Here is a 24,807-nt window from a genome sequence, read left to right on the forward strand (position 1 = left end):
GAGAGGGTTATCTCTCCGGCAGGAAACTCGACGCACTTTGCAGGTAGTCAAAAAACCACCTGATGATTTGACTGAACTGTGGGATCAGTTGTGACTGTTGCCAATCCTGACTTTTGGGAAGTGGCGTGAAAGAATCCGCAAAAAACAGAATAGCAGACACAATCAATACGCCGCGCAATGCCCCAAAACAGATCCCTAGAACCCGATCAGTACCTGATAGGCCAGTTCGCTGAACAAGTGAACTAATTACATAGTTCACTACTGCGCCAACAATCAGTGTTGCAATGAATAAGATAGCAATCGCTACCCCATTACGCACCATTTCATCTTCAAGACGGGTCAAATACACCGCCAGATAAGTATAGAAGTGGCTTGCGACAAAGAAAGCACAACCCCAAGTTATCAGGGAAAGCGCTTCGCGAACAAAACCACGAATCAAGCTAACCAGTGCCGAGAAACCAACGATGGCAATAATCGTATAATCAATCCAGACCATATTTTAATCCAAAAAATAGGCCCCCGACATTCAAGTCGGGCGCATTCTAACAGAAAACGAAAACGTTTGCGTAGTAGATTTATCACTCTACTGAAAATAATTTGTTATCCCCTCACGGAAAGCTTTTGGCTTCCCGTGAAATGCCAATTCGATTATGGCTTATAGTTTTTAATTTGCCCCTGTAATCCCGTGATTTCTCTCAATTCGGACAAAATGGTTTCAAGTGTCTGCCTTGATGCATTAGGGCCTACATAAATCCGGGTCAATTGCCCCTGTACCGGAGAGGAAGGAATTGTGTATACCTGATGCCCCGAAAGACGCAACCTCGCCACTATCTCGTTCACTTTATCCGCATTTTTTAATGCACCAAGCTGCACAACATATGCCATTGCTTGTGGAGCCGGCTCTGCTGGCTTCGATTTAGTTTCTGGCTTGTTTTCAGAACGAGTTTCAGATTTAGCTTGTGGTTTAGTATCTACTTTCTGCTGAGGGGGTGATTCAGGTTTCACCGTTGCCTTAGGCTCTTTCGGCATAGTTATAGGAGGCGCAATGGTTGGTGCCAGCTCCGAGGATAACGAGCGGGACAGCATGTCTGCATCTGACTGTTGCTGCTCCTGTGCTTGTGTTTGCATCGCTTCCGCTGCACCTTCCGGTGGTGTAGACGGCATGTTCTGCACCAATGGAGAAATGGAGTCAATATTTTCTTCATCCCCAGGCTTTGGTACCAATGGAATAGAAGCAAACTGGTCTTCGTTATATTTCTTATCGCCGTCAAACATTATGGGCAGCACAATCACCCCCAATGCTACAAGGACGATGGTTCCAACTAAGCGATTTTGAAATTTACTTGCCACGTTCCTTGCCCTCTTCCAGCGCCTCCATGACACGAGCGACAGTATGGAAAGAACCACAAACTACAATGATATCTTGCGCTGATGCGTCTTCCATTGCCTGCTGCCATGCCGGTTCCACTTCTGAAAATGTTCGGGCGTACGCAAGATGCCCGGCCAATACCTCAGCTTCCGCTCCCCGAAATTCATGCAAGGATGCGCAGTACCATTCGTCAATCTGTTGGGAAAGACAAGCAAGCGTACCCGCAATATCTTTGTCTTCCAGCATGCCAATCACACCACGAATCTTGCTGTCTGGTGAGCGAGGCCATTCTGTCAGTTTCTGCGCTAGATAACCCGCAGCATGGGGATTATGTGCTACATCCAAAATGACCAGAGGATTTTCCCTGACAATTTGGAAACGTCCCGGTAACTGGGCACTTTTCAATCCTGCATGGATCGCTCGCTCATCAATGGCTCGGCTGACTTTGTCGTCCTGCTGCAATAAACAGTGGATCACCCCCATCGCTGTCGCGGCGTTCGCCAGTGGCAAATTAGGTAAAGGCAACTCATTAAATTTATGAGAATTAGTTAACCATTTCCAGCTATTTGCATCCTGAGAGAAATTCCAATCAACGCCACGACGAAAGAGTTTTGCTCCCAATTCATCCGCAACTTCAGCAATTGAGTGTGGCATATCGGGCTCACCCACTACCGCAAAATGACTACGACGGAAAATGCCGGCTTTTTCGCGGCCAATGTGCTCGAGATCGGCTCCAAGCCAATCCGTATGATCCAGTGCGATGCTGGTAATTGCGGCAACATCCGCATCCACGATGTTAGTGGCGTCCAGACGACCACCCAGCCCGACTTCCAGAATCACAACATCAAGATCGGCTTCTTTAAAAAGCTGCAATGCCGCCAGGGTGCCATATTCGAAATAGGTTAATGAGATATCGCCACGCTGGGCTTCAATATCCGCAAACACACGGCAGAAACTCTGTTCTGTCGGTTCCTTACCCTGAATGCGCACCCTTTCGGTATAGCGCACCAAGTGCGGAGAACTATACACGCCAACTTTAAGCCCTGCTGCTAGAAAAATAGACTCAAGGGCATGGCAAGTTGTTCCCTTGCCATTGGTACCTGACACCGTGATGATTTTTGGCGCAGGATTCAACAAACCTAATTGCTTGCCGAGTTTGCCCACGCGCTCAAGCCCCATATCAATGGCTTGGGTATGCAGGTTTCCTAGATAGGAAAGCCACGTCATCAGTGGTGACGTGGCTTGAGGAGTTTGCAAAGTATCAGACATCTTCTTTATTAGTGTTGATATTTATATCAGCTTCGACATCAGCAGGTTCAACAACAATTTCTGCTATTGGCTCCGCTTTCATGCCCGGCTGCGGTTGGTGAGTCAACATGGCAAGCAGGTTAGCGATTTTCCCACGCATTTCTGGACGATGTACGATCATGTCAATCGCGCCTTTCCCCAGCAAGAATTCACTACGCTGAAAACCTTCCGGCAGCTTTTCACGCACTGTCTGCTCTATTACGCGAGGGCCAGCAAAACCAATCAATGCCTTAGGTTCAGCGATGTTGATATCACCGAGCATCCCCAAACTTGCAGTCACTCCACCCATTGTCGGGTTAGTCAGAACACAGACATAAGGCAGGCCACGATCTTGCATTTTTGCCAGCGCGGCACTGGTTTTTGCCATCTGCATCAGTGACATCAGAGCTTCTTGCATACGCGCCCCACCACTGGAAGTAAAACAGACGAACGGACAATTGTCTTCCAAAGACTGCTCAACGGCACGGACAAAACGCGCACCGACTACAGAGCCCATTGAGCCACCCATGAAGCTAAACTCAAATGCACCTGCCACAACTGGCATATCATGCAGTGCACCTTTCATCACGATCAGCGCATCTTTTTCCTGCGTCTGCTTCTGAGCCGCAGCTAAACGATCTTTGTATTTTTTGGTATCGCGAAACTTCAAGATATCTTTAGGTTCCAGCTCACTGCCTAATTCCGTGCCGGTGCCTTCATCCAAAAATGAGATCAGTCTCTGACGGGCTGAAATGCGCATATGGTGGTCACATTTTGGACACACTTCAAGGTTACGCTCTAATTCAGCACGATAAAGTACCTGACCACAACTGTCGCATTTTGTCCAAACTCCTTCAGGTATACTAGCCTTACGAGTTTGCATAATTTTGCTTTTATTTAGAATCTTTTCAATCCAGCTCATTAATGAACCTTTCCGTCTGAATCTGGCTTATGCCAGCTTTTGTTTTACGTGCCATTAAACCACAATGCCATTACAGTGTGGATAAAAAACTGCTCAAACCTGTTAACGGTTATCTACTTACTCTCTGCTGCTTTTTTCGATGCAGCACGGCGATGACGCCAAATTTCTATAACGCCAGGCAGAATAGAAATAAAGATAATTGCAACAATCAATAGTTTCAGGTTCTGCTGTATAATTGGCATATCACCAAATAAATAACCAGCATAAGTGAATAATAGCACCCATACAAATGCACCGATGACATTATAAGTAGCGAAATGGCGATAAGACATTTTCCCCATTCCTGCAACGAACGGTGCAAACGTTCTAATAATTGGCACAAATCTAGCCAAAATTATTGCTTTTCCACCGTGTTTTTCATAAAACTCATGGGTTTTATCTAAATAACTACGACGGAAAATCTTTGAATTTGGATTGGTAAATAATTTCTCACCAAAAATTCGGCCGATTGTATAATTTACAGCATCACCAATAATCGCTGCTGTAATCATCAAGGCCACCATAATGTGTACATTAAGGTCATTGGAATCTAATGCAGATAATGCACCTGCCACAAACAGCAGGGAATCTCCCGGTAAAAATGGTGTAACTACCAGCCCTGTTTCACAAAATATGATCAGGAATAAGATGCCATACACCCAATTACCATAATCCCCAATCAATTCCTTCAAGTGAGCATCAATGTGTAAAATAAAATCGACAATGAACTTCGCAAAATCAACAAAATGAGTTAAAAACTCCATAATATTCCTCGTTATGCTCGAACATCCCTGTCACATTTTGAAAATGTCAGATTAAATCATTAAATAGAAACTAAATTATTTTCCAAAAACAATGGCCCCATAATGGGTTCAGGTAAACCAAAGTGCTCAGAATAATCCACCGCAATTAAATATAATCCCTCAGCTTTGGCTGTTGCCGCAGCTTTTGTTCTGTCTTTCAGTGCCAACAGTTCAGCCATCCAGCCGATATCCTGGTTACCACAGCCAATTTCCAGCAAACTGCCAACGATATTACGTACCATGTGATGAACAAAGGCATTCGCCTTGATGTCCACGACAATATAATGCCCATGTCGGCTGACATTAATGTGCATCATATTGCGCCACGGTGAATTGGACTGACACTGCACTGCCCTGAAAGAAGTAAAATCGTTTTCTCCCAATAAGCTCTGTGCCGCTTCATGCATTTTTTTCTCATCCAATGGATAGTGAAAATGCGTGACGCCCTGTGCCAGTATCGCAGGACGATAGCGATGATTGAAAATCACGTAGCGATAACGGCGAGCCGTTGCACTGAAACGGGCATGAAATTCGTTATCCACCATGTTGACCCAGCGCACTGCAATATCCGGCGGCAAATGGGTATTAACCCCCATTGTCCATGCCGCATCTTTACGTTGTGCCGAGGTTTCAAAGTGCACAACCTGCCCAGTCGCGTGTACTCCCGCATCCGTTCTGCCAGCACAGAAAACTACAATCGGTTCATTCGCTACTTTCGACAGGGCTTTTTCCAAACATTCCTGTACGCTTCTCACTTCTTGCTGACGCTGCCAACCATAATAACGGCTGCCATCATATTCAATCCCCAGTGCAATTTTCACTTTCTTTGCCTCTGGCACAGACTGACTCAGCGCTGTATCAGACATCAGTAAAATTGCTCCTGCATCAATTTTTCTGCGATTTCAACCGCCATCAGTGCACCGCCAAAACGGATATTATCGGCAACCGACCAGAACTGTAGCATTTCTGGCATACCGTAATCATTGCGCAAACAACCAATGCTTAAACCATCACTGCCTGACGCATCCGTCACCTGAGTCGGATAATCACCTTCTTCTGAGACCTGAATTTCTTCAATACGTTCAAGTTCACCACGAGCTTCTTCTATACCAACCGGACGCAGCGTTTCCAGATTCACCATCTGCGCAATACCATAGAAAACGGAGGATTGGACACAACTGACGGAAACTGGCAGCCCTTCATCCTGCAATACCCTGCGAACTTGATCGACAATGCGACGTTCTTCACGCACAGTCCCTTCAACATCAGGCAATAAAGGCAGCAAATTGAAAGCCAATTGTTTGCTGAAACGGCCTTCATCCGGTGGGATACCACTCAATAAGCGGGCACTCTGACCTGCAAGCTCATTAATGGCCGCTTTGCCATGCACGGAAATCGGCAATATATTGGTCAACTGTAAACGTGCAATGCCAGCCGCTTCAATCAATGGCTTGATAGCAGTTAAAACTTGGTTTGTTGAGCTATCCGCCACAGCAACGATGTTACGGTTACGATACTCAGCCAACGCATGTGGGTTAACACTAGGGACAACCAAAGGCACATCCGGATCTGCCGCAAACAGGCCGCTGCTGTCAATGACCAGACAACCAGCTTCTGTGGCTTTTTCAATATGTTGTGCCGTTGCTTCCATCGTCGCTGCAAAAAACGCGAGTTGTACCTGTGACCAGTCAAATTCTGCTGCATCACGAACAGTGATGCTTTTGCCGTTAAAACGCTGGAGCTTTCCAGCACTTTGTTCACTGGCAAGAAGATGCAGTTCACCAACCGGAAATTGACGCTCCTGTAATAACGCCAATATCGCTTCACCTACTGCGCCTGTTGCGCCCAAGAGCGCAATATTCCAACCTTCAGACATGTTGGTTTTCTCCACTTCTTTTATTTTGCTGACAGGCAGGAGCCCCCGCCTGTATCAAATCAATTTTGCGTTAAACCCAATTTGGGATAGTAATTGAGCGCTTTTCTCTGAGTTACAATGCACCGTCAGGGAAGACCATTCCCGACGTTCTGGATAATGTTTACGTAACTGGTCAAAAGCTCCCTCCTGATCCGCCACCTGACGTAGAGGTGCATCATCACGGCGCACATCATACACTAAATGCATTAAACGCTTCAGGACGCTTTGTGTCACTTCACCCTGTACGGTGATCTGGCTAAAATCAGACGTAGGCAACAAATCGGTCAATTCTGTCTTGCGTGGTTGCCCCAAAAATTCACAATAAGCTTCGAAGACCTGAGTTGTGCCCCGAGCCTTGCCTTCCAAGGTATAACCCGCAATATGAGGCGTACCAATATCAACCAAGGCCAGCAGAGGTAGCGAAAGGTTAGGCTCTGGTTCCCAAACATCAAGCACAACACGTAATCTTTTCCCGCCTTGCAGTACGGAAAGTAATGCTTGATTATCAACCACCTCACCACGGCTGGCATTAATCAAAATTCGGTTGTCCGGTAATGCAGAAAGTAATTCTGCATCTGCCAGATGATAGGTCTGGTACGGGCCTGATTGATTAAGTGGCGTATGGAAAGTCAGAATATCCGCTTCCTTTACCAATTTTTCTAAAGGCCAAAATTCACCTTCATCACCACGATCGGCTCGGGGAGGATCACACAGTAAAGTTTTCACACCCAAAGCCGCCAGCCGGTCAGCCAAACGCCCCCCGACATTGCCAACGCCGACAATACCGACAGTTTTATCTTTGAGTTGAAATTGATCTTGTTCCGCCAATAGCATCAATGCAGAAAATACATACTCAACCACAGCAATCGCATTACATCCCGGCGCGGCAGAAAAACCAATCCCTGTCTGCGACAGCCATTGCTGATCAACATGATCCATACCCGCAGTGGCAGTACCCACAAATTTTACTGAACTGCCTTGCAATAAGGATTCATTGACTTTAGTGACAGAACGCACCATAAAAGCATCCGCATGTTCCAAAACCCTTTCAGGCACTGGACGACCCGGAATTGCCTGTACTTCGCCCAATTGCTGAAAGAGCTGTTCAGCATAAGGCATATTTTCATCAACCAATATTTTCACTTTTCTCATCCAACGACTTACATAGGCAGGATCTGCTATTCTGCCACTTTATCCGCATAAAACCTATATGCCCTTCATTTTTCAAGTTACAGAGAATCTGCAAAGTAACAAAGGGAATATGTCCTTTTCAATATCGGGTCAGCCTTTCCTGAAACGTTCTGGCGTCGTACCGGCAATCTGTTGAAACATGGCAATAAAAGCCGATGATGAGCTATAGCCCACATCAAACGCGACTTCATAAACATTTTTACCCTGTTCCAATAAAGAGATGGCATGCAGAAAACGCAGCCGCTGACGCCATTCGCCAAATGACATCCCCAATTCCTGCTGACAACGCCGTGATAAAGTCCTCTCTGAGGTATAACGCTTTTTTGCCCATTCCGCTAAAGAGCTATTATCCGCTGGATTGCGTTCCAACATCTGTAATATCGGGGCGAGTAACTTATCTTTTGAGGAAGGTAAATAAGTGCATTGCGTTGGAGAAAGTTCCAGTTGATCAATTAATATTTGTGCCAGACGCTTATCTTTTTCTGTTTCCGGCTGCCGGATCTTCCGTTCAAAAAAGTCCACCATAATGGCATTGAAAATGCGATTCAATCGGATAATACAAGGCTGTTGAGGTAAGGTATCAGTCCACGAAGGAGAAATATCGATTATCCAAAATCGCAGTGCTTTCCGATTATAACTCGAATGCGTGATATTTTTCGGTATCCAGATACAAAATTCCGGCGGAGCAAGGAATCTTTGCCCTCCCACCTGAGTTTCCATTACACCACAAACGACATAAATTAATTGCCCAAAAGGATGGGTATGCAATCTACATTCAGTATCTGCATTCAACGTTTCATCACGAAATGAGAGTGTATTTAGCATCATTGGCTGAAATACGGTTTGATTCGTCCCCGCCCGTTCGATCATTTTTACTCCCATAGCCTCTTATCCGTAAGGTAATTAAGGGTATATCCTTATATCTGCTTAAAATCCATTCGATATATATATCTTGTCTTAATTGCCACATCTGTTGTCTGATTATCAATATATAGAATAAATCGGTCACTGCTAAACTAAATAAACGATACACTTACATAGATAATCTAGCTCAATGAAGAATTTATTGTTCCCCCTCGTCGCTGTACTGATCTGGTCAATCAATGCCGTTGTCAGTAAAGCTGCCGCCACCTTAATTGAACCTGCTGCAATTGCTTTCTACCGATGGTTCATTGCCTTCCTGACTTTGACTCCATTTATCTTATTGCCCGTCCTGAAACAGCGAAAAATAGTTGCCCAATATTGGTGGAAGTTATTCATCCTGGGCACGCTGGGCATGGTGCTTAACCAAAGTCTGGCATACTACGCAGCCCATACTGTCAGCGCGACGCTAATCGGGATTTTCACTTCATTGATTCCATTATTAACCGTCATTATCAGCATCTTTGCCTTGCGAGTTGCTCCTACTGTTGGTATCACCCTTGGTACAATGTTGTCTTTGTTCGGCCTTATGTGGCTGGTCAGTAAAGGAAATCCGGCCTCTTTATTGCAACATGGTCTGGGGATCGGAGAAATGATGATGTTTATCGCAGCCGCTTCTTACGCCTTGTATGGCGTATTAACAAAACGCTGGGCAATTCCATTACCTAACTGGCAATCACTCTATGTCCAAATTGGGTTTGGTGTTTTATTACTTCTGCCCAACTTTATGATGACGGAAAATGTTCAGTTAACAGCCGATAATATTTCCCTTGTCCTATTTGCTGGCATTCCTGCATCGATTATTGCTCCCTATCTGTGGATACAGGGCGTGGTTCGCATTGGCGCAAACATGACTTCTATCTTTATGAATTTGGCACCCGTATTTACTGCCGTCATTGCTATTGTGGCTCTCCATGAAGAAATGCAAAGTTATCATCTAATTGGAGGAAGCATTGTGTTGGCAGGTGTAATACTCGCACAGCAATTACGCATCCCGCTCACTCGCAGAAAGCCTGAATACAACTCGAACTAGTAAACCTCCCAGTGCCTCACTGGGTAAAAGCTGGAGAGTGGCACCGTGATACAGGCTGATTTCTTTAACAATGGTCAGCCCTAATCCTGCCCCCTCCAGCCCTGCGGCGTTATCCAATCGGTTGAATGCCATGAGCGATTGGCTAATCTCTTCTTGCGCGATACCCGGCCCTGAATCATCAATTTCAAGGCAACAATATTTTTTGTCCGGCGTCATGTTCACCCTGCCTGTCACCATGCCCATTTTCGGGGTATATTTGATGGCATTGTCCAGCAAATTGGCGCACATTTCTGCTAACAGTACAGGCTCCCCTTTGATCCACAAGGCGTCTTCCCCTTCATAGCTCAAGTCAATATTTTTACTTTCTGCTTGCTGTAAACGGGAAAAGCAGGCTTGTTGCAACAGCTCCACAATATTGACTGGCTGATAATTTTGGATCGCCTCCTTTTCATGTAATTTAAGCTGTGATAGGTGCAATAAGCGATCGATCAGCGAAATCATGTTATCCAAGCTCTTGTTAATTGCTGTCAGGATTTTTTCTCTCTGTTCTGGCTTCTTATCACTGCGTGCCACCGCAACCTGTGTTTTCAATACAGCTAAAGGCGTCCTGAGCTGATGGGAAGCATCCGCGCTGAATCGCTCTTGGCGCCCAACCATTAATTTCAAGCGTTCGATATATCGGTTGAATGCCTGAAGTAAAGGGGAAAGTTCAGACCACGGTAAAATATCCGGTAATGGTGTGAGATCATTAGCGGAACGGCGGATCATAATGCCTGAAAGTTTTCGCAGCGGTTTAAGTAGCCGCTTTAACAAAATATAAGCAAGGAGCAACGTCAATAGTACAACCGTGCCCTGACTCACCAACGAAGAGAGCAGTAATTGCTGGGCCATATATTGGCGGGAAATCACAGTTTCAGCCACCAATATCAGTGCCATTCCCATTATGCCGCCCTCATTAATGGGCTGATACAGTGCCACCACACGTATCGGCTGCCCCTGATATTCCGCATCATAAAAATACGCCAGTGCCGTATACAAAGGTGAGCGCTGAATATGTTGTGGTATTAGAGAAAGGTCATCGTAACCAGAAATCGTCTTCCCTTCTGGTGAAATAACTTGATAGTAAAGGCGATCATTCGTATTACGCTCAAAACTGTCCAAGACAACATAAGGCACATCAACGATCAAATGTTTATCTTGAACGATCAGACGTTCAGCAACCGTTCTTGCCGATGCAAGCAAGGTTCGATCATAAGCCAGCGTTGCGGCATTTTCCACACTGACGTATTGGCTATAAACAGAAGCACAACCCAGTAACAATAATGGCACCCCAAAAAACAACAGCAATTGATGGAATAATGATCGGGATATTTTGAAAAACCTCATTATTTCTGTCGCTCCAACTGATATCCCAACCCGCGTAATGTGCCTATTCCCACATCGCTGTTGAGTAATTTTTTCCGCAACCGGTGCACATACAGTTCGATGCTTTGCGGGTTCGCGTCATCCGACAGAGAAAACACCTGCTCAAACAATTGTTGTTTAGAAACAGGGCGCCCTCGACGGTAAAACAGAGTTGTTAACACGGATAACTCTCTGGGAGTCAGTGCTAGCGGTACATTGTTCAATAGAAAATAACCTTCGTCTTCATAAACCAATGAACCGAATTTCTGTGTCTCTTGCGGATTACTTACGGCACGACGCAGCAATGCACGAATACGGGCTTCCAACTCTTGAAAATCAAAAGGCTTGGTTAAGTAATCATCAGCTCCAGCATTCAATCCATTGACACGATCCGTAACATCTATTCTGGCGGTTAATAACAAAACAGGTAAATTCTGCCCACGCTTACGCAACCGCGATAGCAGAGAAAGGCCATCCAGTCTGGGCAGAGCAACATCTAAAATCAGTAAGGCATAATTTTCAGTTTGCAAAAGCTGATCCGCCGCAATGCCATCTTCAGCCAAATCAACTGCAAACCCTGAATTACTTAGTGCTTCCAGAAGCCAATGTGATAAGTCAGGATGGTCTTCAACCAATAAGAGCCGCATGAATAATACCTACTATAAAAAATCAACCTGAGGAATAAAGCGGAGATATTACAGAGTTGCAATATTAAGATTCAGCAATTGTACGTGGGTTAACAAAAAATATAATTTAAAACATTTTATTAACACAGAAATGCGAAACACTACGAAAATTAAGCGACTAAGGTCACATCCAGATAATTTTTGTTGTTAATGAAAGGTAATTGAAAGGTTTCAGTTCTATAAATAAAAATAGGCCAGAAATTTGTCACTCATATCCTTTACTGGCGCTATATGAGGAATCAAAATGAAAACATTCAATACCTTATTAACCGCTGCAAGCCTACTTCTTTGTACCAGTGCTTTTGCAACCTCTGCCTCTGCCCCCAATAGAACCGAATGTATTGCACCAGCCAAACCTGGTGGAGGCTTTGACCTAACCTGCAAACTAGTTCAGGTTTCATTATTGGATACCAAAACCATTAGCTCTCCAATGCGCGTAACATTCATGCCCGGTGGTGTCGGTGCGGTTGCCTATAATGCCATCATTGCCCAGCGGCCTGCTGAACCCGGCACTATCGTCGCCTTTTCCGGTGGTTCTCTGTTGAATCTTGCTCAAGGAAAATTCGGTCGTTATAACGTCAATGATGTACGCTGGCTAGCCAGTGTCGGTACAGACTACGGCATGATTGCTGTTCGTCATGACTCACCCTATAAAACTTTGGCTGATTTGATGGACGCTTTCAAAAAAGTACCCGACAGTATTGTATTTGGTGCAGGCGCCTCCATCGGCAGTCAGGATTGGATGAAAACAGCGTTACTGGCAAAAGAAGCAGGTGTTGATCCCCGCAAAATGCGTTATGTCGCATTTGAAGGGGGCGGTGAACCTATCACGGCTCTGTTAGGTAACCATATTCAAGTCATTTCCGGCGATCTAAGTGAAACTTTACCTTATCTCAAGGGCGATAAGATCCGTGTCCTTGCTGTCTATGCAGATAAACGCCTAGATGGCGATCTGGCAAATATTCCAACGGCAAAAGAACAGGGTTATGACCTCGTTTGGCCAGTCATTCGCGGTTTTTATGTAGGGCCAAAAGTCTCTGATGCACAATACCAGTGGTGGGTGGATACCTTTAAGGTGCTACAGCAAACCGCAGAGTTTAAAAAACAGCGTGATCTACGTGGATTATTTGAATTCAATATGGCTGGCAAAGAACTGGATGACTATGTGAAAAAACAAGTTATCCAATATCATGAGATGGCCAAATCCTTTGGTTTAGCAAAATAACAGGGGTGGCATCATGAGTGATCGTATCTTTGCTGCCATATGGCTAGTGCTATGTGGAATAGGACTGGTCATTGGCTGGAAAATTCATAGCGAATATAGCTATGAGCCTCTGGGCCCCCGACCATTTCCAATCGCTATTATTTCGTTAATGGCGTTCTGTGCATTGCTGTTGCTATTTAAAAAACCTGATTCCATCCAATGGCCGACACTACAAGTATTACGTCGCTTAGTTTTGTTAATTGCCTCACTCACCCTTTATGCATGGTCATTTGAGTGGCTGGGTTTTCCTCTGGCAACAACGTTATTGACCATCAGCGTGGCATTGTTATTTAACGCCACACTTCCTGCGGCGGTTATTTCTGGCATATTTCTTGGTCTTTCTCTCTTTTTTGCCTTTGATCGCTTGTTAGGTGTCACACTGCCAGTCGGCAGTTGGCTCAGTTAAGGAGATAACGATGGATACTTGGATATACCTGAGCCAAGGTTTTGAAGTCGCATTAGTGCCCCAAAACTTGATTATTGCATTAATAGGTTGTTTTATTGGTACTGTTGTTGGCTTACTGCCCGGCCTTGGCCCTATAAATGGCGTTGCGATCCTGCTGCCATTGGCTTTTGCATTAAAATTACCTGCTGAATCCGCCTTAATTTTATTGGCAACCGTCTACATTGGTTGTGAATATGGAGGACGCATTTCCTCGATCTTACTGAATGTCCCCGGAGATGCCGCCGCTATCATGACAGCCCTTGATGGTTATCCGATGGCAAAACAGGGGCGAGCGGGTGTTGCACTCTCTATTTCTGCCGTCAGTTCGTTCTGCGGTTCACTTTTGGCTATTACTGGTATCATTTTGTTTGCTCCTCTTCTGGCACAATGGTCTTTAGCGTTCGGGCCTGCTGAGTATTTTGCACTGATGGTTTTTGCCATTGCCTGTCTTGGCAGCATGATGAGCCAAAACCCCGTAAAATCATTATTGGCAGCTTTAATCGGTCTGGGGTTGGCAACCGTAGGCGTGGATGCGAATACGGGAGTTTATCGTTTCACCTTCAATAGCGTGCATCTTTCCGATGGGATTCAATTCATTGTCGTCGTTATTGGCCTGTTTTCAGTCAGTGAAATTTTGTTGATGCTGGAGAGCACCTCTGCGGGACAAAAAGTAATCAGAAAAACAGGACGTCTGCTATTCAACAGAAAAGAAGCGGCTGCCTGTGTAGGGCCAACATTGCGCTCCTCAGTAATTGGTTTCTTCGTGGGTATATTGCCCGGCGCAGGGGCAACAATCGCCAGTGCAATCACGTATATGACAGAAAAACGGATCAGCGGTAACAGTGATTCATTTGGCAAAGGTGATATTCGCGGCGTAGCTGCACCAGAAGCGGCTAATAATGCTTCTGCGTGTGGTTCATTCATCCCGATGCTCACTCTCGGTGTCCCCGGTTCAGGCACAACAGCTGTAATGATAGGCGCCCTGACCCTTTATAACATCACACCCGGCCCCGCTATGTTCACAGAACAACCAGATATCGTCTGGGGTCTCATTGCCGCCTTATTGATTGCCAATATCTTGTTGCTGATCATGAATATTCCGATGATTGGACTGTTTACCCGCATGCTGAATATTCCGATGTGGTTTCTGGTTCCTTCAATAGCTACTGTTTCCGCAGTCGGGGTGTACGCAGTCCACAGTACCACATTCGATCTAATGTTGATGGTTGGGTTAGGTGTTTTCGGTTATATTCTCCGAAAAATGAATTTTCCAATGTCACCACTGATCTTAGGGTTCGTCTTAGGCGAAATGCTGGAACAAAATCTGCGACGTGCGCTATCAATCAGTAATGGGAATTTCGAGATCCTGTGGAGTAGCGCTATTGCTCAAGTTCTGCTGGTTCTGGCGATATTGGTGATTATTATTCCACCTGTTTTACGCATCATGAATAAACGTCGTAATAAAATCATGGCACCATAATTAAAATAGCCAATCCATTGATTATGTAGATTGGCTTTCATTCTAGCTGATGATTTTTTTCAGTATTTAAAGGATCAGTCTGAATACTTGCGCATCACCAGGGATGCATTTGTACCGCCGAACCCGAAGCTATTGGACATTACCGTTCTTAGCTCGCGTTCGGTAGGTTCAGTGATAATATTCATACCCAATGCTTTTTCATCTAGATCTTCAATATTGATACTTGGTGCAATAATACCATGCTCCAACATCAGCAGACTGTAAATCGTTTCGTGAGCACCAGCCGCACCCAGTGAATGCCCAGTCATCGCTTTAGTAGCAGAAATAGCAGGTGTATCATCACCAAAAACTTCTCTGATGGCTTCCAGCTCTTTCAGATCACCAATTGGTGTCGAAGTTCCGTGGGTATTGATGTAATCAACTCCACCTTCAATACCGTCTAACGCCATCTTCATACAGCGGACAGCCCCTTCCCCAGAAGGCGCAACCATATCCGCACCATCTGAATTTGCCCCATAACCAATAACTTCAGCGTAAATATGTGCACCACGGGCCAATGCATGTTCTAATTCTTCAACAACGACAATACCGCCCCCCCCCGCAATCACAAAACCATCGCGGTTCTGATCATAAGTACGGGAAGCTAGTTCTGGCGTTTCATTATATTTAGTGGAAAGCGCTCCCATAGCATCGAATTCACAAGCCATTTCCCAACTTAATTCTTCGCCGCCACCAGCAAAAATAATATCTTGCTTACCGAGTTGAATGAGTTCAACAGCGTGACCGATACAGTGTGCAGAAGTCGAGCAGGCAGAACTGATGGAGTAGTTGACACCTTTGATTTTGAAAGGTGTTGCTAAACAAGCTGATACGCCGGAAGCCATTGCACGCGTAACCATATAAGGCCCAACGCCACGTAATCCACGGGAACGCATACCATCTGAACCAGCAACTTGGTTATATGGAGAACCGCCACCTGAACCAACAACTAATCCAGTACGAAGATTGGAAACTTGTTCATCGGACAGACCTGAATCTTTAATCGCCTCATCCATTGACAGATAAGCATAAATAGATGCGTCGCTCATAAAACGTTGGACTTTACGGTCAATCAAGCCTGACGTATCCAGTTTCACGCTGCCCCAAACATGGCTGCGCATTCCCATCTCTTTAAATTTTTCTGAGAAAGTTATCCCGGAACGGCCTTCTTTCAGAGATTCCAGCACCTCTTTCTGGTTATTACCAATACTGGAAATAATCCCCAGACCAGTGATTACTGCACGTTTCATTACTTACCTCATCAATATGTTTATCTGCGGGATTTCTTTACCCGCACTTTAGCGTACACTTGTACGCCGAACAAGTCCGATCAGGTTAAAAATTCACAGAAAAATTGATCTGGACTCAGCCCTTAAGCTCTACCATGGGTGGTGCAACCAAATTAAGACCGTTAAAATCCCTATATTATTCTTCTCAACAGTGCAGGAGTTATTGTGAAAAACAGTGCTATCAGCAGCGCAACCCTAAGCTGGAACGAACAGGGCACCCCTATTTCAGAGCAGTTTGATGATGTTTATTTTTCAAATCAAGATGGCTTGGAAGAAACTTTGTATGTATTTTTAAAAGGAAATAATTTTCCTCAACGCTTTAACACACATTCCCGTTCAGACTGCGTCATTGCAGAAACAGGATTCGGTACTGGTTTGAATTTCCTGACGCTTTGGCGAGCATTTTCTCTTTTTAGACAGCAAAGTCCTGAAGCCTCCTTAAAACGACTTCATTATGTCAGTTTTGAAAAATATCCATTAAAGCCAGCCGACCTGAAAACTGCACACCAACGTTGGCCTGAACTTCAGGTGTTTTCTGAACAATTATGTCAACAATGGCCCTTACCGCTGGCGGGCTGCCATAGGTTAATTCTTGATAATGGCGCAATCACATTGGATCTATGGTTTGGGGATGTAAATGATCTATTACCTAAGATAACTTCAAGCCTGACGGGGAAAATTGATGCCTGGTTTTTAGATGGTTTTGCTCCATCCAAAAACCCACAGATGTGGAGCGAACAACTGTTCGCTGCAATGGCAAAATTTTGTCGTCCTGAAGGTACATTCGCAACCTTCACCTCTGCCGGTATAGTTCGCCGGGGATTACAGGAAGCCGGTTTTACTGTCATGAAAGTTAAAGGATTTGGGCATAAAAGAGAAATGCTGACTGGCATTTTATCTCCATCGACCAGCGCCCTCTCCTTATCTCATACTCCATGGTTTGCTCGCCAAGCGGCTATCTATACCGATGATATTGCCATTATCGGTGGCGGTCTTGCCAGTGCAATGACCGCACTTGCCTTATTACGTCGTGGTGCTAAAGTCACGTTATATTGTCAGGATGAACAACCTGCTCAGAATGCATCAGGCAATCAACAGGGAGCCCTTTATCCCTTACTGAATGGTTGTGACGATCCACTAGAACGTTTCTTCACATCGGCGTTCACCTTTGCCCGTCGTCAGTATGATCAGTTGCTTGATGAAAATGTATTGTTTGATCATCAATGGTGCGGTGTCAGCCAGTTAGCTTACGATGAAAAAAGCGGTAAAAAAATTGACAAAATGCTGCAAACATTATGGCCATCAGAAATTGCAATTGGCATGGATCGCCAACAATTAAGCCACGTGAGTGGATTGGATGTGAATTATCATGGCATTCACTATCCACAAGGAGGGTGGTTATACCCCGCACAATTAACTCAGACGGCAATTAAACATGCAGAACAACGTGGAATGCGAATTTATTTCAATCATAAAGTGACACAGCTAATTCAAGATGAAAACGGCTGGCAGTTACAGATTGAACATCAGGAAAACCTACAACATAAAAACCATAACGTTGTCATTATTGCCAACGGTCACTGTCTATCTGAATTTGAGCAAACTCAAAAACTTCCTGTAACCGCTGTCCGCGGTCAAGTTAGCCATATCCCAACCACGGACAGTCTCAGTCAATTGAAAAGCGTGCTATGTTACAATGGCTACATAACGCCTGTTAATCCCCATAATCAATATCACTGTATCGGTGCCAGCTACCAACGCCAACAACTGGACACTCAGTACTCTTCTCTCGAACAACAAGAAAACCGTACTCGTTTATTGAAATGTTTTCCTGATGTCGATTGGGTACAGCAAGTTGATATTTCGGAAGAAAAATCCCGCCAAGGTATACGGTGTGTCATTCGGGATCATATGCCGATGGTTGGAAACGTCCCAGCCCTCAGTGAAATTATGGAGAAATACTCTGATTTATCTCAACGAATAAATACTGATGAACGTGTTGAAGAGTCCCCTTGTTACCCTGATTTATTTGTTCTCGGAGCATTAGGTTCCCGTGGATTATGTTCCGCGCCTTTGAGTGCTGAATTACTGGCCAGTCAGATTTTTGGGGAAGCTTTACCGCTTGATGATGAAACATTAGCCGCCTTACACCCAAACCGCTTTTGGGTCAGAAAACTATTACGCGGTAAAGCCATTAAAACAGAAAAACCTTAAAGCAAGTTATACTTCTGCATCAGGTATGGAAAACCAGATATGGAAAATATAGTGCCTGATGCAAACTACAGAATTTCCATTCTCAAAAATCAGCACAACGCTCAGATACAGTGATCAAACGTTTCATTGCACAGCGTTGTTCTTCAGCAAACCCGTAACCAATTTCACTTTGTAAAATTTGATGTAATGCTTCAGTAAGCTGCTGAGGGCCTAAAATGTCAAATCCCAATCTATGATAAAAAGGGGCGTTCCAATTAACATGACGAAAAGTTGTCAATGTAACGACTTGAAGATAACGCTGCTCCGCAACTTGAACCACTTTATCAATCAATGCCTTTCCGATACCTTTCCTCTGCCAATCTCCATGTACGGAAAGTTCCATAATATGTAACCCATCATCTAACGGCTTAGTCAAAATAAAGCCAATAGGCTGAGAGTTTTCGCTAAGGGCAACCCAGCTATTGCCTTGCAAAATATAATCCAGATGTTGTTGCTCGGTTTGTACATGACCCTCCGCTATCCAAGATAAGTCAGGTACAAAACGAAACAATTGCGCAGCAGAATGCTCTACTGCGGGTAACTTGCTTACATCTGATTTCTGTGTTAAGCGAATAGAAAACATAGTTTACCTTGGTAATTCCTAAAATTTAGCCCCTTCATTAATACCAGCAATAAAAAAATAAACAAACAGACAAGAAGAAAAAAACAAATCAAACTTAAATAAGTTAAGATTTTTATTTAATACTTTAGTGAATATTCAAAACATAAATCTTATGGAGGCAATAATCACACCAGAAACACCAAGCATTATTGTCACCATCCATTTTGTTTGAGAAACTATTTTATCGGATAGATCCTTATGTACAGATGATATGTCTTTATGTACAGATGATATGTCCTTGCGTATAGATGATATATCCTTGCGCATTGATACCATTTCACTATTCAACAACGAAATATTACTACGTACAGATACCATATTACTCTGCAAGGATGATATATCACTGCGTGCAGATACCACTTCATTACTCAACCACGACATATCACCACGCAAAGAGGATACTTCTTTATAGATCAATGTATTAATCACCTCGACATCCGCTTTTGTCGCATAATTTGATTTTATGACAGCAACATCCGTTTTTATTTTGGCAACATCTGACTCCAAATTTTCAACTCTTTTTTCCAATGTCGTATTCATCATTTTTTTCTCAACAAATTTTAAGTAACTAGAATTTATCGATTCAGGTAACAGAGGTGTTTTTTTATTTTCAGCATGATCACTGTAACCACTTTGAACAAAACTATTTTTCAGCTTCATCGCACTATCTCCTGAAGTATCCTTTTCCAATTTTGATTTCTCAAAAGTAACTCATCTATTTTTCTAATAAGAAATTTTATTGATTTTTTTACTTAGAGAGCTTCCCCCTATTCCATTAGGCTCTTAATAGTCAATTAAATTGTAATGATAAGAGTTATAGCAAGAACTAACATCATTATTATTGCCAACCATTTGGTCTGATCAATGATTTGTTCGTAACCTGAGATATTTTATCGTACAACTGAGATATCTTATTGTATATAGACGAAATTTATCCATAAATAATCTTCTTAACCGACTCAATATTTTTTGGTGTGATGCTGTTAGATTTTATAACATAAATATCCTTTTTTAACAGTGAAATATCTAATTTCATACACTCACCTTTTTTCTCCAATTCCGATAATCGTGTATCAATACCAACCTCTTATTTATAGATTTCAGTTATCTAATCAAGTAAAAAACACTTCACTCTCCACCTTTTCATTATCCAAACTTTAGCATTACTACTTATTTTAATCATCAAGCGTTCTATTAATAACATTAAAATTTAAAAAAATAATAAAATTTTATATTCACATCAGTTAAAATATGCCATATTTATATATTATTTTAACACCACATAGAAAACCCTCCTTAGATAATAGTAAAAAATAGAATGCCATTGCTTTATTTATTATTTGGTTTTATTGCATTCAATACATTAACACTCTAATTATTTTAACTATAAATAATTAAAACAATACCCATAAATAAAAGTATATTTAAAGTTATATTTGCAATCAATTTAACAACCACATAACTGTACTTTATATTCACTATAAAAAGATCAGTAAAGATAGAGTTATTGCTATTTATTCTAATTATTGAGAACTACTACGAATTTTTTTGTAATCGTGAATGTGCAATTACCCGATACAACCAGAAAAAATAAAGGGCTACATGAATAGCCCCAAAGCAAACTATTTTGTATCAGTTAATTAGGATTTCGCATTATCCAGCAGTTTTTGCCATGTTGCCAAAACCAAAACCTGATCCGGTGGAGCCAGTTCTCCCGCTTTAATCGCTTTGTAAACGCTTTCTTCAACACGCTGATGGAGCTGTTCGACAGTATTTGCGCCTTCTTGCTCCAACTCAGCAACAGCCAAAGTCAGATGCCCGCGGAGGTATCCACCAGCAAATAATTCGTCATCACTGGCATATTCAACCATGTCATCAATTTGTGCCAGAATGCGTGTTTCAAACTCTGCGAGCATTGTTTTTCCTCAAAATCAATTTCAATTAGCAAAAGGCTCTTCCGGGTAGGGAAAACGTTCTGCTTTTAGTGGGGGCGTATTGTAAAACGATTGCAGACCTTGAATAAAGCATGATGCTCGTGTGGGTATTCCATTTTCAAGGTATTGTATGACTTGTGCATGTACTTTTCGATGAAAAGCAAGGCGATCTGGCTCAAAATCCCCATCGAGGCTGTCACAACTGACATTAAACGGAAAACCCGCCGCGACGCAAAATAACCACTCCAACGACTGCGGCTTGATTTCCACTTTTTCAAATTCTCCCTGCATTTGAGCATCACGCCCATCAGGGCAATACCAGTAACCGAAATCGACCAATTTACGGCGCTCTTTACCTGCAATACACCAATGTGAAATTTCATGTAACCCACTGGCATAGAAACCGTGGGCAAACACAATCCGGTTATAGTTCACCTCGTCATCTACGGGCAGGTAAATCGGTTCACCATCACCTTTTATCAAACGGGTATTACAGTCATCGCTGAAGCAATTATCAAAAATTTCTATCAGTTGTTGATAATGATGTGCAGTCATGTATTAATGCAGAATCCTAAAATCAAAAATAAAATGCCAGCCAAGAGCGGATAGTATCCCCATGATGGTCATGGAGAAGTTTGATGCTCATCAAAAAAGAAATCGTTACCAACATCGGACGGATCAGCTTTTGTCCTCTGCTCAGTACTAAACTAGCACCTAGTCGCGCACCAATTATTTGCCCTATCAGCATTACAGAACCCACCAGCCATAAAACCTGTCCGCCAAGAATAAAAAACCCCAAGGCCCCGATGTTAGATGCAAAATTCAGTACCTTGGCATGAGCCGTTGCTTTTGCCAAATTGTAGCCACAAAGCATGACATAAGACAGTGCGAAAAAGGAACCCGTCCCCGGCCCAAATACGCCATCGTAAAAACCGATTCCACACCCAGCAAAACAACCAAATGCGATAGGGCCGAGACGACGTTGCCGATCTTCGGCTCCAATATTCGGTACCAATAGAAAATAAAGGCCGATGATTATCACTAATGCCGGCAATAAATAACGCAAAAAATCCGGTGATACGAATTGAATCAATATGGCGCCCAACATGGCGCCAATTAGCGTCATGACAATAGCAAAACGCTGGGATCGCCAATCCACTACCCCACGGCGGATAAAGTAAAGACTGGCAGAGAACGAACTACCTACAGCTTGAAGTTTATTCGTCGCTAGTGTCTGGACAGGCGAAACGCCCACCGACAGCAAAGCTGGAATGGTTAATAACCCACCCCCACCCGCTATGGAATCAATAAAACCCGCAACTATCGCAACCAAAAAAAGAAAACCGTAAATTTCTGGACCTAAGAATGACCATTCCATTATTCATTTCACCAGAAAACTGCTTACCATTATCATGATGTCTTTCGGCATCGACCGGAGCTTATATCAGGGGCTCCCTTTTTTCCCGATTTACCAGCGTGGAAGCGGCTGTGTCACGTCGGCACATTGAGCCCGCTGGCGCAATAAGTGATCCATCAGCACAATCGCCATCATCGCTTCTGCGATAGGTACAGCACGGATGCCAACACAAGGATCGTGCCGGCCGCGAGTCACCATATCCACTTCTTCGCCCTGACGATTAATTGTCTTGCCTGGCACCATAATACTGGATGTCGGTTTCAGGGCGATATGCGCGACAATCGGCTGGCTGCTGCTGATCCCGCCCAGAATGCCACCAGCATGGTTGCTGGTGAACCCCTGTGTCGTTATTTCATCACGGTTTTCACTGCCACGTAAGTTAACAACACCGAAACCGTCACCGATTTCAACACCTTTCACCGCATTAATGCTCATCAAGGCATGAGCGATATCTGCATCCAAACGGTCAAAAACCGGTTCTCCCAACCCCGCAGGCACATTCTCGGCAACCACAGTGACTTTTGCACCGATGGAATTACCTTCTTTTTTCAGTACTCGCAGAAATTCATCAAGTTGAGTCAATTTACTCTCATCAGGGCAGAAAAAAGGATTCTGTTCAACAAGATCCCAATCTTTCAGTTCGCAGTGAATATCCCCCATCTGAGTCAGGCAGGCACGAATGAGAATGCCGTATTTTTCAAATAGGTATTTTTTAGCAATCGCTCCCGCCGCAACGCGCATGGCGGTTTCACGGGCAGATGAACGCCCACCACCACGATAATCACGCAGTCCATATTTCTGTTCGTAGGTATAGTCAGCATGCCCTGGGCGGAAAACATCTTTAATCGCACTGTAATCCTGTGAACGCTGATCGGTGTTTTCAATCATCAGGCCAATGCTGGTCCCTGTTGTCACTCCATCAAAAACACCAGAAAGAATGCGAACTTGATCGGGTTCACGACGCTGTGTCGTATAACGGGAAGTTCCCGGACGACGTCTGTCTAAATCGATTTGTAAATCAGCTTCCGTAATAGCAATGCCTGGTGGAACACCATCTACAATGCATCCCAGTGCGATCCCGTGGGATTCACCAAATGTGGTGACACGAAAAAACTGCCCAATACTATTTCCTGCCATTCCTACCCTGCCATCATTATTTGCGTTAAAAATGAGATCGAATAACAATAACTCACCCAATGATTAAAACCTATCTTATTTCAGCAATTTTATTTGCCTTTAATGTCATGAGGTATCAGTTTTAACCATTGAGTGGTGTGAACAATATTACTCTTTGAATTGCTGGAAATATTCGTGATGTTCAACAAGCTGCTGGCGAGTCAGCACGAAAACACCATCGCCATAAGCATGTTCGAATTTCAGCCACTTAAATGGTACGTCAGGGTATTGTTCAATCAGGTGTACCATACTGTTCCCGACTTCACATACCAGTATTCCATCTTCCGCAAGGAAATCTGGGGCTGTCGCAAGAATACGGAGAGCCAACTTCAACCCATCAACACCTGCTGCCATAGCTAACTCAGGTTCATGATGGTACTCTTTAGGTAAGTCACTGAGATCTTCCTCATCGACATAAGGAGGGTTAGTAACAATGATGTCGTATTTCACTAATGGCATATCATGAAATAGATCTGAGCGAATCGGGATTACACGGTGGGAAAGCCTGTGGTTCTCTATATTTATTTCTGCGACGGCCAAAGCATCAGGAGAAATGTCAACAGCATCAACTTCAGCTTCTGGGAAGGCATGGGCACAGGCAATTGCAATACAACCGCTGCCTGTACAAAGATCCAAAATTGTCGATGGCTGACGTGAGATAAGTCCTTCAAATTGGTTGTCAATCACATATCTAACCAGTGAACGTGGAATCAAAACCCGCTCATCGACATAAAATTCATGACCACAGAACCAGGCACGATTTATCAAATAAGCAACAGGAACGCGTTCATTAACACGACGCAAGACAAGTTCCACAATGCGCTGACGCTCTGTTGATGTCAGACGTGAAGCCAACATTGAATCTGGAATATCCAGAGGCAAGTGCAACGTGGGAAGAACTAATTGCAAAGCCTCATCCCACGGATGACATGTGGAATGCCCACAATAGATACTCGATTCGTTAAAACGGCTGGCAGACCAACGCAACATATCTAGTATGGTATGCAGCTCTGCAACAGCCTCATCGACTAAAATCTTATCCAAAAAACACCTCCAAATAACAAAAAAATATATATCCTATAAACTTCAGGTTACAGCCCGCAAAACAAACACCGTTTATTATCTCCCCCGCACTGCGGGGAGATAATAAACGCATCTTGAAGTGCGACGAGTATATCAGATTGTTAGTTTGCCATGATCCCGAACACAAATCAGCTTCCTTAGCATGAGAATTGCCTTGGGATGAAATTGTCTTTGAATGAAACTGTATAAAGCGAAAACCACCCTATGTATATAGAGTGGTATGAGATTGGTTAGC

Annotated in this window: 24 protein-coding genes; 5 read left to right on the forward strand and 19 right to left on the reverse strand. The window is 43.7% G+C overall.

Annotated elements, in window-relative coordinates:
- Window positions 1–7 precede the first annotated feature (7 nt).
- The 9 genes from cvpA to H8A87_RS08060 all read right to left on the reverse strand — a co-directional run bounded on the left by cvpA (window position 8) and on the right by H8A87_RS08060 (window position 8,354).
- On the reverse strand, window positions 8–496 hold the full coding sequence (cvpA, locus tag H8A87_RS08020) for a colicin V production protein (RefSeq protein ID WP_198689456.1): 489 nt from the start codon (window positions 494–496) through the stop codon (window positions 8–10).
- A 152-nt stretch (window positions 497–648) separates the two neighbouring features.
- On the reverse strand, window positions 649–1,350 hold the full coding sequence (dedD, locus tag H8A87_RS08025) for a cell division protein DedD (RefSeq protein ID WP_198689457.1): 702 nt from the start codon (window positions 1,348–1,350) through the stop codon (window positions 649–651).
- Window positions 1,340–2,638, reverse strand: coding sequence for a bifunctional tetrahydrofolate synthase/dihydrofolate synthase (folC, locus tag H8A87_RS08030; protein ID WP_198689458.1), 1,299 nt, complete (start codon window positions 2,636–2,638; stop codon window positions 1,340–1,342). The genes dedD and folC overlap by 11 nt, the downstream gene beginning before the upstream one ends.
- Complete coding sequence (accD, locus tag H8A87_RS08035) at window positions 2,631–3,578, reverse strand: acetyl-CoA carboxylase, carboxyltransferase subunit beta (RefSeq protein WP_198689459.1); 948 nt, start codon at window positions 3,576–3,578, stop codon at window positions 2,631–2,633. The genes folC and accD overlap by 8 nt, the downstream gene beginning before the upstream one ends.
- A 113-nt stretch (window positions 3,579–3,691) precedes the next feature.
- Window positions 3,692–4,381 carry a DedA family protein gene (locus H8A87_RS08040; protein WP_198689460.1) on the reverse strand — a complete coding sequence of 230 codons (690 nt, stop codon included), beginning with the start codon at window positions 4,379–4,381 and terminating at the stop codon, window positions 3,692–3,694.
- A 59-nt stretch (window positions 4,382–4,440) separates the two neighbouring features.
- The gene (truA, locus tag H8A87_RS08045; protein WP_198689461.1) at window positions 4,441–5,286 is read right to left on the reverse strand and encodes a tRNA pseudouridine(38-40) synthase TruA; all 846 of its coding nucleotides are present in this window, start codon (window positions 5,284–5,286) and stop codon (window positions 4,441–4,443) included.
- Window positions 5,286–6,296: an aspartate-semialdehyde dehydrogenase gene (locus tag H8A87_RS08050; RefSeq protein ID WP_198689462.1), complete on the reverse strand. Its 1,011-nt coding sequence runs from the start codon at window positions 6,294–6,296 to the stop codon at window positions 5,286–5,288. Before H8A87_RS08050 ends, truA begins: the two co-directional genes overlap by 1 nt.
- Window positions 6,297–6,350: 54 nt before the next feature.
- Window positions 6,351–7,478 (reverse strand): 4-phosphoerythronate dehydrogenase PdxB, encoded by a 1,128-nt coding sequence (gene pdxB / locus H8A87_RS08055; RefSeq protein ID WP_198689463.1) that lies wholly within the window; start codon window positions 7,476–7,478, stop codon window positions 6,351–6,353.
- A gap of 138 nt (window positions 7,479–7,616) precedes the next feature.
- A complete protein-coding gene (locus H8A87_RS08060; protein WP_198689495.1) occupies window positions 7,617–8,354 on the reverse strand; it encodes an AraC family transcriptional regulator in 738 nt (245 codons plus the stop codon).
- A gap of 226 nt (window positions 8,355–8,580) precedes the next feature.
- Between H8A87_RS08060 and H8A87_RS08065 the strand changes: the two genes are divergently transcribed.
- Entirely contained in the window at window positions 8,581–9,480 is a 900-nt protein-coding gene (locus H8A87_RS08065) for a DMT family transporter (protein WP_198689464.1), read from the forward strand.
- Here the strand turns inward: H8A87_RS08065 and H8A87_RS08070 are convergent.
- Together H8A87_RS08070 and tctD are read right to left on the reverse strand one after the other, a co-directional pair.
- Window positions 9,433–10,866 (reverse strand): sensor histidine kinase, encoded by a 1,434-nt coding sequence (locus H8A87_RS08070; RefSeq protein ID WP_198689465.1) that lies wholly within the window; start codon window positions 10,864–10,866, stop codon window positions 9,433–9,435. The two genes, H8A87_RS08065 and H8A87_RS08070, sit on opposite strands and share 48 nt — an antisense overlap.
- On the reverse strand, window positions 10,866–11,531 hold the full coding sequence (gene tctD / locus H8A87_RS08075; protein ID WP_198689466.1) for a transcriptional regulator TctD: 666 nt from the start codon (window positions 11,529–11,531) through the stop codon (window positions 10,866–10,868). Before tctD ends, H8A87_RS08070 begins: the two co-directional genes overlap by 1 nt.
- A 283-nt stretch (window positions 11,532–11,814) precedes the next feature.
- Between tctD and H8A87_RS08080 the strand changes: the two genes are divergently transcribed.
- From H8A87_RS08080 to H8A87_RS08090, 3 genes are read left to right on the forward strand one after another with little or no spacing between them, the layout of a single operon-like run.
- Entirely contained in the window at window positions 11,815–12,795 is a 981-nt protein-coding gene (locus H8A87_RS08080) for a Bug family tripartite tricarboxylate transporter substrate binding protein (protein ID WP_198689467.1), read from the forward strand.
- Window positions 12,796–12,808: 13 nt separating this feature from the next.
- Window positions 12,809–13,240, forward strand: a complete 432-nt coding sequence (locus H8A87_RS08085) for a tripartite tricarboxylate transporter TctB family protein (RefSeq protein WP_198689468.1) — start codon at window positions 12,809–12,811, stop codon at window positions 13,238–13,240.
- A 10-nt stretch (window positions 13,241–13,250) separates the two neighbouring features.
- Window positions 13,251–14,759, forward strand: coding sequence for a tripartite tricarboxylate transporter permease (locus H8A87_RS08090; RefSeq protein ID WP_198689469.1), 1,509 nt, complete (start codon window positions 13,251–13,253; stop codon window positions 14,757–14,759).
- Between the two features lie 74 nt (window positions 14,760–14,833).
- Here the strand turns inward: H8A87_RS08090 and fabB are convergent, their stop codons facing one another.
- Window positions 14,834–16,048 carry a beta-ketoacyl-ACP synthase I gene (gene fabB, locus H8A87_RS08095; protein ID WP_198689470.1) on the reverse strand — a complete coding sequence of 405 codons (1,215 nt, stop codon included), beginning with the start codon at window positions 16,046–16,048 and terminating at the stop codon, window positions 14,834–14,836.
- Window positions 16,049–16,252: 204 nt separating this feature from the next.
- Between fabB and mnmC the strand changes: the two genes are divergently transcribed.
- On the forward strand, window positions 16,253–18,301 hold the full coding sequence (mnmC, locus tag H8A87_RS08100) for a bifunctional tRNA (5-methylaminomethyl-2-thiouridine)(34)-methyltransferase MnmD/FAD-dependent 5-carboxymethylaminomethyl-2-thiouridine(34) oxidoreductase MnmC (RefSeq protein ID WP_198689471.1): 2,049 nt from the start codon (window positions 16,253–16,255) through the stop codon (window positions 18,299–18,301).
- A gap of 82 nt (window positions 18,302–18,383) precedes the next feature.
- On the opposite strand, the gene H8A87_RS08105 is transcribed toward mnmC, so the two are convergent.
- From H8A87_RS08105 to prmB, 7 genes are all read right to left on the reverse strand, one after another.
- A complete protein-coding gene (locus tag H8A87_RS08105) occupies window positions 18,384–18,923 on the reverse strand; it encodes a GNAT family N-acetyltransferase (protein ID WP_198689472.1) in 540 nt (179 codons plus the stop codon).
- Window positions 18,924–19,058: 135 nt separating this feature from the next.
- Window positions 19,059–19,622 (reverse strand): hypothetical protein, encoded by a 564-nt coding sequence (locus H8A87_RS08110; protein WP_232370136.1) that lies wholly within the window; start codon window positions 19,620–19,622, stop codon window positions 19,059–19,061.
- A gap of 980 nt (window positions 19,623–20,602) precedes the next feature.
- Complete coding sequence (locus H8A87_RS08115) at window positions 20,603–20,878, reverse strand: YfcL family protein (protein ID WP_198689473.1); 276 nt, start codon at window positions 20,876–20,878, stop codon at window positions 20,603–20,605.
- Between the two features lie 21 nt (window positions 20,879–20,899).
- Complete coding sequence (locus H8A87_RS08120; protein WP_198689474.1) at window positions 20,900–21,451, reverse strand: elongation factor P hydroxylase; 552 nt, start codon at window positions 21,449–21,451, stop codon at window positions 20,900–20,902.
- Between the two features lie 22 nt (window positions 21,452–21,473).
- Window positions 21,474–22,274: a sulfite exporter TauE/SafE family protein gene (locus tag H8A87_RS08125; RefSeq protein ID WP_198689475.1), complete on the reverse strand. Its 801-nt coding sequence runs from the start codon at window positions 22,272–22,274 to the stop codon at window positions 21,474–21,476.
- A 90-nt stretch (window positions 22,275–22,364) separates the two neighbouring features.
- Window positions 22,365–23,450, reverse strand: a complete 1,086-nt coding sequence (gene aroC / locus H8A87_RS08130) for a chorismate synthase (protein WP_198689476.1) — start codon at window positions 23,448–23,450, stop codon at window positions 22,365–22,367.
- A 147-nt stretch (window positions 23,451–23,597) separates the two neighbouring features.
- Window positions 23,598–24,533 carry a 50S ribosomal protein L3 N(5)-glutamine methyltransferase gene (gene prmB, locus H8A87_RS08135; protein ID WP_198689477.1) on the reverse strand — a complete coding sequence of 312 codons (936 nt, stop codon included), beginning with the start codon at window positions 24,531–24,533 and terminating at the stop codon, window positions 23,598–23,600.
- Between the last annotated feature and the right edge of the window lie 274 nt (window positions 24,534–24,807).

The sequence above is a fragment of the Xenorhabdus lircayensis genome (assembly GCF_016306625.1).
In the GTDB taxonomy this organism is placed as follows: domain Bacteria; phylum Pseudomonadota; class Gammaproteobacteria; order Enterobacterales; family Enterobacteriaceae; genus Xenorhabdus; species Xenorhabdus lircayensis.